The sequence below is a fragment of the Pseudomonadota bacterium genome, from assembly GCA_027624955.1.
Taxonomy (GTDB): domain Bacteria; phylum Pseudomonadota; class Alphaproteobacteria; order UBA828; family UBA828; genus PTKB01.
Genome location: JAQBTG010000069.1, coordinates 1 through 9,054, shown reverse-complemented (window position 1 = coordinate 9,054; position 9,054 = coordinate 1). Strand labels below are relative to the sequence as shown.

The 9,054-nt window shown below is 61.2% G+C and carries 12 protein-coding genes; 5 read left to right on the top strand and 7 right to left on the bottom strand.

What is annotated here, in order from left to right:
• Positions 1 to 101 precede the first annotated feature (101 nt).
• Genes O3A94_16740 through O3A94_16725 form a run of 4 tightly spaced genes read right to left on the bottom strand, consistent with a single transcriptional unit; the run spans position 102 to position 2,009 of the window.
• Positions 102 to 677 carry a VOC family protein gene (locus O3A94_16740; GenBank protein MDA1357899.1) on the bottom strand — a complete coding sequence of 192 codons (576 nt, stop codon included), beginning with the start codon at positions 675 to 677 and terminating at the stop codon, positions 102 to 104.
• Positions 678 to 702: 25 nt separating this feature from the next.
• Positions 703 to 1,011 (bottom strand): antibiotic biosynthesis monooxygenase, encoded by a 309-nt coding sequence (locus tag O3A94_16735; GenBank protein MDA1357898.1) that lies wholly within the window; start codon positions 1,009 to 1,011, stop codon positions 703 to 705.
• A gap of 27 nt (positions 1,012 to 1,038) precedes the next feature.
• Positions 1,039 to 1,497, bottom strand: a complete 459-nt coding sequence (gene dtd / locus O3A94_16730) for a D-aminoacyl-tRNA deacylase (protein ID MDA1357897.1) — start codon at positions 1,495 to 1,497, stop codon at positions 1,039 to 1,041.
• Complete coding sequence (locus O3A94_16725; protein ID MDA1357896.1) at positions 1,494 to 2,009, bottom strand: GNAT family N-acetyltransferase; 516 nt, start codon at positions 2,007 to 2,009, stop codon at positions 1,494 to 1,496. The genes dtd and O3A94_16725 overlap by 4 nt, the downstream gene beginning before the upstream one ends.
• A gap of 163 nt (positions 2,010 to 2,172) precedes the next feature.
• On the opposite strand from O3A94_16725, the gene O3A94_16720 reads away from it, so the two are divergent.
• A complete protein-coding gene (locus tag O3A94_16720) occupies positions 2,173 to 2,943 on the top strand; it encodes an SDR family NAD(P)-dependent oxidoreductase (GenBank protein MDA1357895.1) in 771 nt (256 codons plus the stop codon).
• On the opposite strand, the gene O3A94_16715 is transcribed toward O3A94_16720, so the two are convergent.
• Complete coding sequence (locus O3A94_16715; GenBank protein MDA1357894.1) at positions 2,935 to 4,686, bottom strand: methyl-accepting chemotaxis protein; 1,752 nt, start codon at positions 4,684 to 4,686, stop codon at positions 2,935 to 2,937. The genes O3A94_16720 and O3A94_16715 overlap by 9 nt on opposite strands.
• Positions 4,687 to 4,838: 152 nt before the next feature.
• Between O3A94_16715 and O3A94_16710 the strand changes: the two genes are divergently transcribed.
• Positions 4,839 to 5,927, top strand: coding sequence for a quinone-dependent dihydroorotate dehydrogenase (locus O3A94_16710; GenBank protein ID MDA1357893.1), 1,089 nt, complete (start codon positions 4,839 to 4,841; stop codon positions 5,925 to 5,927).
• Positions 5,924 to 6,304, top strand: a complete 381-nt coding sequence (locus tag O3A94_16705; GenBank protein MDA1357892.1) for an ACT domain-containing protein — start codon at positions 5,924 to 5,926, stop codon at positions 6,302 to 6,304. The genes O3A94_16710 and O3A94_16705 overlap by 4 nt, the downstream gene beginning before the upstream one ends.
• Here the strand turns inward: O3A94_16705 and pyrF are convergent.
• Complete coding sequence (pyrF, locus tag O3A94_16700; GenBank protein MDA1357891.1) at positions 6,301 to 7,029, bottom strand: orotidine-5'-phosphate decarboxylase; 729 nt, start codon at positions 7,027 to 7,029, stop codon at positions 6,301 to 6,303. The genes O3A94_16705 and pyrF overlap by 4 nt on opposite strands.
• A 24-nt stretch (positions 7,030 to 7,053) precedes the next feature.
• On the opposite strand from pyrF, the gene O3A94_16695 reads away from it, so the two are divergent.
• Positions 7,054 to 7,689 (top strand): orotate phosphoribosyltransferase, encoded by a 636-nt coding sequence (locus tag O3A94_16695; GenBank protein MDA1357890.1) that lies wholly within the window; start codon positions 7,054 to 7,056, stop codon positions 7,687 to 7,689.
• 99 nt (positions 7,690 to 7,788) lie between these two features.
• Here the strand turns inward: O3A94_16695 and O3A94_16690 are convergent, their stop codons facing one another.
• Complete coding sequence (locus O3A94_16690; GenBank protein ID MDA1357889.1) at positions 7,789 to 8,727, bottom strand: sulfurtransferase; 939 nt, start codon at positions 8,725 to 8,727, stop codon at positions 7,789 to 7,791.
• A 64-nt stretch (positions 8,728 to 8,791) separates the two neighbouring features.
• Between O3A94_16690 and O3A94_16685 the strand changes: the two genes are divergently transcribed.
• Positions 8,792 to 9,054, top strand: a 263-nt coding sequence (locus O3A94_16685) for a hypothetical protein (GenBank protein MDA1357888.1), incomplete at its 3' end; no start/stop codon positions are given.

Below are 9,054 nucleotides of genomic sequence, written 5' to 3'. Positions count from 1 at the left end.
GCGCGACCGCGCGCCCGAGTTAATACGAGGTAGCCAAGGGGGCGGACGCCCCCGCCCGGCGCTTGAGGGACCAAACAAAGAGCGACAAAACAAAAAAACTATCAGGCACGCGGGTCGCGAACATCCCACAGGCGCTTGGTCGTATGCTGCTCATAGCCACGGCCCGCCGGAAAGCTCACCAGTTCGAGCTGGGAACCCCAAGGGGTGAGGAAATAGCACCAATATTCGCCCGCCTCGGCGCCGCTGTTGAGCGACGGCTCGCCCAAAATTTGCACGCCATGGCTCTTTAGATAATCGACGGCAGCAAAAATATCATCGACGTAAAAGCACAGATGATGACCGGCATTGTCTGAATTGCGTGGCTGCGCGTGGTTCTTGTCGGGCGCGGCATACTCGAACAATTCGATATTTCCGCCCCGACCGCAGCAGATCATCCGTATGTTGACGATCTCAGCGCGGGCGTGGACATTGAGACGCTCGGTCATCCACTCACCTTCTTCCATCTTGAAAGTGCCGAGCTTGTACAGCTCCTCGCAACCCAGCACATCGCAGAAGAAATCCACCGCCGTTTCCACATCAGGCACCGTCATGCCGTAGTGGTCGAGACCCCGTAGGCCGGGCATGCCGAGACCGCGCTTTCTCGTCATATAGCTGCTCTTGCTGCCTTCGTTGCTCATTATTTATTTTCCTCTACTCCGCTCGTTAAACCTTCTGCAGAACCTCGAAGCCCTCGAAATTAGGCGGGCCGAGATACATGCCTTCTCTCGATTTGGCCCCTTGATGGGCTTTGCGAAAAGCGTCGGATGTGGTCCAGGCTTCGAATTCCACTTCTGAGGCCCAGACGGAATGAGATGAATAGAGCCGATGGTCTTGGCGCTCTGGCCCCTTCAGAAGCTTGAACTCGATGAAGCCCGGCACGCCCGCCAAATGAGAATCACGGTTCAACCACATCTCCTCAAAATCTCCCTCGCGGCCGAGCGTCACCCGGAATCGGTTCATCGCAATATACATTCGCTATATTTCCTCTGTTTCAAACAGCTATGGGCCTTTGGCCCAATCGCTGCTGTCCATCCAAATTGTCACTGGGCCGTCATTGATTAGACTCACCGCCATCTCGGCACCGAATTCGCCGGTCTCAACGGTGATACCTTGGGCCGTGAGAAGCTGGCAAAAGCGCTCATAGAGTTCGCGTCCCACATCGGGTGCTGCAGCGCGCGAGAATCCCGGTCGGTTGCCACGGCTGAGATCGGCGGCCAGGGTAAATTGGCTCACCACCAGCACTTCGCCGCCCGCATCCAATATCGAGCGGTTCATCTTGCCCTGTTCGTCACGCAGGATGCGCAATTTCCCGATCTTGCGCGCCAGCAATTCCGCTTCCACTTCGCTGTCGCCCTCAACCGCGCAGATAAATATCAGGAGGCCGTAGCCAATTTCGCCGATGACGCGCTCGCCAACTTCGACGCGCGCCTCGCGCACCCGTTGTAAGAGTGCTCTCATGCCGCATTCGCCTCGAACCAGCGCGCATCGGCAAGCACTACCGAAGTCTCGATCTGGCGTTCTGGGATCGTCCAATAGCTGCGCAGCAGGCGGTCTTTGTCCGCCGGGCTGGTTCTTTGGAACCCGTGTTTTTCGTAAAAACCGATGGCCCAAGCGGCGGCGGCCCACGTGCCGATTAGGAGCGGCCGTTCGGCCAATTCGCTGCAACTCGCCAATAAAGCAGCGCCGATGCCTTGGCGCTGGGCCGCAGGATCGACATAGGCATGGCGGATCAGGGTCACGTCTTGTACATCCTGCACCCCCATCACGCCTTGCAGTACGCTCCCCGGCACCTCCGCGCCCTCGAAGCCGTGAAACCGGATGCCAGCGGCAATTTCATCGGCGAGTTCTTGCGCTGGCATGTACGGCTCTTTCCAGCGATCGGCCGGGATGATGCCGCGATAGGCTTCGGCGGCAGCGTTGATCAGCGCCAGAAGCGCATGAAAATCAGCTCCATCGCAGGCGCGAATCACAGCCCATTCTCCCCGGCGGATAAAATCCAACGTACGGCTACAATATGTGAGATTCTATCCATCGGCTCAACGCGCAATAATATTGTTCGAAAAACCGCAATCCGTTCGCCGGTGATTGTGGGGCTATATTTCGCGGCAATCAAAACGAAAAGGCAGGTCTGGCGTGGATGAACTAAACAACAAAGTGGTCTGGGCTATTGGCTCAGGCAGCGGTATCGGCGCGGCGGGCGCGGAAGCGCTGGCCGGTGCCGGTGCGCGGGTGATCTTGTCCGGCCGCCGGCCCGAGCCGCTGGAAGCGGTGGCGGCGCGCATCCGCGCGGCCGGCGGCGAAGCTCATTGCGAGCCGCTCGATATCGCTGATGGCGCGGCGGTCCGCGCGCTCGGTGAAACCCTCATCACCCGCTTCGGGCGCCTCGATATCATGCTCAACAGCGCCGCCATCAACGTGCCTAACCGCGCCTGGGCGGATTATGAAGCGGCCAGTTGGGAAAATCTTATAGATGTCGATATCAAGGGTGCGGTTCATTGTATCGCTGCGGTGCTGCCGCAGATGCGCCGCCAGCGCGATGGTCTGATCATCAATATCTCATCCTGGGCCGGGCGCTATGATTCGGCCATCGGCGGTGTCGCCTACACCGCGTCCAAACGGGCGATGATGGCCTTCACCACCAATATTAATATGGAGGAGGGGCGGAACGGCATCCGCGCCTGCGCCATTTGCCCGGCCGAAGTGCTGACCCCGCTGATCGACAAGCGCGCCGAGCCGGTGCCCGACGCGGTCAAGGCGCGCATGCTCAAGCCAGAAAACCTTGCCGAAACAATTCTCTTCGTCGCCCGCATGCCCGCCGGCGTGTGCATCAACGAAATACTCCTTAGCCCAACCTGGAACCGCGCCTATCTCGGCGACGCCGAGCCGGAATCGCCGTTAAGCTGAACGAATTTCCAAGATCATGCTGTCGAGCTCGCGGCGGAGCGTCTCCGCCTGCTCGGAAACTTCGGCCGCCGCCCTGTTCATGTCGCTCGCCGCGGCGCCGGCTTCGTTCACAGTATCGCGGACGTCGTTGATGTTGCTGGTGACGCACTCCGTCTCGGCCGCGACGTTCTGAACGCCGTCGGAAATATCGCCGGTGGCGGTGCGTTGCTGATCGACCGCCGCCGAGATCGAGGCGGTGATCTCGTGAATTTGATGGACCGTATCGCCGACGGTTTCGATCGCCACGACAGCTTCGCCGGTAATTTTCTGGATGGAGGATATCTGGGTGGAGATATCATCGGTGGCGCGGGCGGTTTGACCGGCGAGAGTTTTCACTTCGCTCGCCACCACAGCAAAGCCTCTGCCCGCTTCGCCGGCGCGTGCCGCCTCGATGGTGGCGTTGAGGGCGAGCAAATTGGTCTGTTCGGCGATGTCGCTGATCAAGCTTACCACTTCGCCGATCGACCGCCCCGCATTGGAGAGACCTTGCACGGTCTCGTTGGTGCGGGTGATTTGATCCACCGCGTTGCGGGCGATGGAGCGGGAACTCTCGACCTGGCGAGAAATTTCAACGAATGAGGCGGCGAGTTGCACGGCGGCGCTGGCCGTCGAATGCACGCCGGAATTCGCTTGCAACGCGGCTTCCGCCACTGCATCGCTCTTATCGCCCGCGGCGCTGGTCGTCCGGCTCATGGCGCGCGAGGTGATTTCCATTTCGGAGGCAGCCGAGGTCACACAGTTCGCCACGCTGCCGAGAGATTTTTCGAACGAATCGGCGATCGTCAACATGGATTGGTGCTTTTCCTCTTCGGCTTTGGCGCGGCTGGCTTCTTGCGCCTCACGCATGCCCTCCATTTCAACCGCGTTGTCTTTAAGAATTTGTACGGCGTCGGTGATCGCGCCCACTTCGTCGCGGCGGGTACGCCTTGGAATTTCGATATCGGTATCGCCGCTGGCAAGCTGTTTGATCGCCCGGGTGATGGTGGCAAGCGGCCCGGTCACGCCGCGTGCGATGAAAACGGCGATCAGTACCAGGATCGCTGCGGCGATGGACAGTGCGATAACAAGGTTGTCGCTCAATCTTTCACCCGCCGCGACCTGTGCGCCGATTACGGTATCGACTTGCAGGACGCCGCGCACATCGCCGAGTTTCCAATCGATCTTCGGCGAGTCCGGGTGACTGTTGTGGCAATTCACACAGCCGTCCGCGACCATGGTATCGGCGATGGCAACGCGCACCACCTCCACACCGCCACGGGTTTCTTGGCGCGAAAACACGCTTGTCGGATTCGCGTTGAGCTGCGTCCAGGCTTCGCGTTGAAATTCGTCGAGCTGGCGCTCTTTGCGGAGCGGAAATGGATAGGCACTGTAGAGCGCGATTCTGGTGTCTTCTTCGCTCAACAATTCGCTTATATCGTGAATAAAGGTTGCCGGCAGAGGAATCGTGTCCGGCTCGGTCTTATGGTTAAAGGAGGGCTTCAGATTGCCATTGGCCAATGCTTTTTTGACGACACTCTTGGTGTAATAGCCGCGTATGGTTTTGAACTGCTTGGCCGTACGGACCGCGGATTCAACGGCGGCATCGCGCGTGTTGTCGGTGACCCAAACCGGCACGACGAACCAAGCGCCGACGATAATGACGATAAGAATGACCGGAACCGGTATTACAAGCCGCCAAGCAACAGTATTTCCCCAGTTAAACATACGGCCTCCTATGCCATAGTCTTAGTCTTCTGCAACGCAATCTAATGCGAAAGTCATATCTATATTAGTTGTGGTTTTGAAAATAATATCGGTACTAAACTAAAGAAGTGTGAATTAAGTGGTATGACCTATCTGTTTGACGGGACCGACGGATGGCGCTATCCAGCGTCGGACAATTCATGTTTTTCCTTGCTGACATAGGCACCGCCATGCTGCGTGGTTTGCCGCCGGAAACGGCGCATAGCATGGCATTGAGCCTGCTGCGCCACGGCTTGACGCCGGCGGCGCGCGGCCCGCTTTTAGCCGCCTTGCGAGTCAAGCGATGGGGGCTCGAATTCTCCTCACCGCTCGGCCTTGCCGCCGGTTTCGACAAGGATGCGGCCGCCTTGGGCGGACTCTATCGGCTCGGCTTCGCGTTCGTCGAGGCAGGCACGGTGACGCCGCACCCGCAAGCCGGAAATCCACGCCCGCGCCTATTCCGGCTTGCTGCCGATGGCGCCTTGATAAACCGTATGGGGTTCAATGGCGCTGGCCTCGACATGTTCGCTGGCAATGTCGCGCGGGCTCGCGCAAGCGCCGTCGTTACGGGGCCGCTCGGCATTAATATCGGCGCCAACCGTGAAGCTGAGAATTTCACCGAGGATTACGTCCGTTGCCTGGCACGGATGGCGCCGCTCGCGGATTACGTCACGCTCAATCTGTCCTCACCCAATACACCGGGCCTGCGCAGTTTGCAGGAAGGTGAAGCCTTGCGGTCTCTACTTGGGCGAGTAAGCGAAACCGTAGCCGGTATGCAGACGCCGGTGCCACTGTTGCTCAAGCTTGCGCCCGAGCTTCAAGGCGCGGCGCTGGCCCAAAGCGTGCACGCTGCTTTGGAATTCGGCATCGCCGGATTGATTCTCTGCAACACCACCCTAGCGCGCCCGGCAGAACTCCGCTCGCCCACCCGGAACGAGCAAGGCGGCTTGAGCGGTGCGCCGCTATGTGCGCCGGCGCTCCGCATGATGCGCGAAGTATATGGCCTGAGCGAAGGCCGCCTGCCGTTGGTCGGCGTCGGCGGCATTGCTTCGGCAGAGGACGCCTATGCCCGCATTCGGGCCGGCGCTTCCTTGCTCCAGCTCTATACCGGATTCATTTATCGCGGCCCGCGTTTGATCGCGGAAATCAATGCGGGTCTCGCCCAGCGTTTGCAGGCCGATAATTTCGATCATATCGAGCAAGCTGTGGGCGTCGACGCATGACGCTCAGCCTGTCGGCGTTGCCCGGGCACTATTGTGTGGTTCGCCTTGACGCCGAGGCGGCGCTGCCGGCATGGTTTTCGCTCGCAGCACCTCTGGCTGCCGCCTGCCGGACGGCGGACGAATTGTCGTTGCTCTGCGCGGAAGAGGACGTGCCGGCGGCGGTGCCGGCTGAGCGCGGATTACGCGCCTTCAAAGTGGCGGGGCCGCTGGATTTTTCGCAAACCGGAATTCTCGCCGCCATCGCCGGCCCGCTTGGCGCAGCGAAAATCCCGATTTTCGCGCTCTCCACATTCGAGACTGACTATGTGCTGGTCCCCGCAGCTCGCTTCGCCGAGGCCGGGGAAATCTTGTCCCAGAGTTTCGACGTTACGGCCTAGGCGGCGTCGACTTCCGCGCGGATTTGCGCCGCCGCCAGGGCGGGGTCTGCCGCGCCGGTGATCGGGCGGCCGATAACCAACGCGCTGGCACCGGCGCGCACCGCCTCGCCCGGCGTCATGACGCGCTTCTGATCCTGTGCGCCGCCGCCTCCGGGACGGATGCCGGGCACGACAATATCGAAGCCCGCGCCGCAGGCGGCACGAATCGCCTCGATCTCGCGCGGACTGGAGACAATACCGTCGATCTCGGCGCGCCGCGCCAGCTCGGCCAGGCGCACTACTTGTTCGCGCGTGGACCCAGCCACGCCCTGCTGCGCCAGATCGCCTTCGTCGAGGCTGGTCAGCACGGTCACCGCCAGCAGACGGGGCGGCGCCAGCGAGAGGCGCGCGGCTTCTTCATGCGCCATCGCGCGCGCGGCGCGCAGCATGTCTTCGCCGCCGCTGGCATGGAGGGTCAAATAATAGGGCGCTAATGGCGCCAGGCTGCGGATGGCGCCGGCCACGGTATTGGGGATGTCATGCAGCTTCATATCGAGGAAGATCGGCAATCCCAGTTTGGCGACCTCGCGGACGCCGTCCGGCCCTTGGGCGGTAAAAAATTCCAAGCCAAGCTTGAGCCCATCCACTGCGCCAGCAATCGATTGCGCCAAGCTGCGCACGGTTTCGAGGTCGGCACTGTCGAGAGCGCAGAAGATGCGCGTACGTTTGTCCATTGCATCGGTCATGCGGCTAGATTATTCAGTGATGTCATGAGCGACAATGCTTCTCACATTACCGCCCGGGCGCTGCTCGATGCGGGCGCATTCTTAATCCGCCCCAATGAGCCCTTTCGCCTCACTTCCGGGCTGCTCGCACCGATTTACGTTAACTGCCGGCTTATCCTCGGCCATGCCCGGGCGCGCGCCGATATCGCCGATGCCTTGGCGGCGGATGTTGCCACACGCGGCGGCGATATTGTTGCCGGTGGCGTCACCGCTGGCGTGCCGTTCGCCACGATGGTGGCTGACCGGCTTGGCCTGCCGCTGACCTATGTCCGCCCGCAGCCGAAAAGCCATGGCACCGGCGGGCAAATCGAGGGCGCCGAAGTGGCCGGCCGTAAAGTCGTGCTGGTCGAGGACCTGATTACCTCAGCCACCAGTATCGCGCTGTTTACCAACGCCTTGCGCGCCGCCGGCGCCACCGTTGACCATGCCTCGGTGGTGTTTGCGCGAATGACCGACGCCGCCCGGCCGGCGCTAGATCAATTGGGTCTCAGCCTAAGCGTTCTCTGCGATATGGAGACGTTGCTGGAGATGGCCCAGGAGAACGGCGTGGCGTCGGTGGCGGCGATCTCCGAGGTCCGTGCCTATCTGACCGACGCAGAAGGCTGGTCGGCCGCGCGATAGAGCATTTCACCTTCACTTGCGTTCACACGAATTGCCCTATCGCTTCTTGATTCAAGCAAATGCGTCGTCGCAGGTGATTCCACCTGCTCGCGATTTGCTCTAGCCGCCGGTCTCGCCGGTAACCACGCCGCGCTCCAGATCAGCGCTCCATTCCGCCATCGAGCCGTCATAGAGCCGCGCCGCTTTATTGCCGAGCAATTCATGCGCCACGAACCAGCCGAGCGATGCCATGTGGCCGGTATTGCAAAAACAGGTAATCGGCTCGCCTTGGGCCGCATCCACCGCCGAAAATAGCTCGGCCAGGGCCACCTCAGTCTTAAACGAGCCGCCCTCGGTCAAGCGGTTGAGCGGTAAATTGCGCGCGCTGGCGATGGTGCCTTTGCGGCGCACTGAGCCGGGCCCGCGTGCGCCTGAATATTGGCTCTCCGGCCGGAGATCAAGCAGCAGGCCACCACTTTCCTGAGCGGCGATAACTTCAGCCTTGCTGGCGATCAAATCAGGGCGAAATGATGCCTTGAACGGCCGGGTTTCTGAGCGCGCCTGGCCGCTTTCGACCGGCGGCGCGGGCAGCGCCATATAGGCTTTCATCCCGCCATCGAGGATCGACACGGCATCGTGGCCGAGCACCTTGAAGGTCCAAAAAACGCGCGCCGCGCCGGCCATCTCGGCAGCGCTCATTCCGCGCGCCACGATGACGACATGGCTGGTATTGGCAATCCCCAGCCCGCCGACCAGAGTTTCTAGATCGGCCACCGGCGGCAGCATGCCGGGTGTGCCGTCGGCGCCGGTGACGCGCCAGCCGGCGCGGAAATAATTGCTGAACACGGCGCCCGGAATATGCGCGGCGGCGAAGTCCTCGGCGCCGTCACCACGGATGTCGAGAAAGCGGACATTTTCGCTGTCGATATGGGAGATCGCCCAGGCGGCGTCGACCAACGGCTCTGCTGCGCTAGCGGTATGGCCCGGAGCAGTGATACAGATCAGCAGCAGCGCTGCGACCCAGTGGAACAGAAAAACTTTGCGCGTAAATATCCGCATGGTGGTTGAGTTTACCCTATTATCCTCCTTTGCTGCGAACTTCGTTAGAAATGGGAGGCAACAAATGCCGCGTCGAGTCATTGCCAATAGCTTCATCTCCGCCACCGCCCTTGCCGTGGCGTTGGGGGTCGCTGCGCCATCGCCGGCGCATCAGTTTTCGGCGCCCGAGGGGGCAGCGCCGGCGATCATCGGGCTGCAGGTCGCTCAGGACGACGCAGCGCCGGAGCTTGCGCCGCAACTCAACGACGCGGCGGAAAAGCTCGAAGAGGCGCCGATTGCTGCCGACGAGCCGGCCTTGGCGCCGCAAGCCGACACGCCCACCCCGAG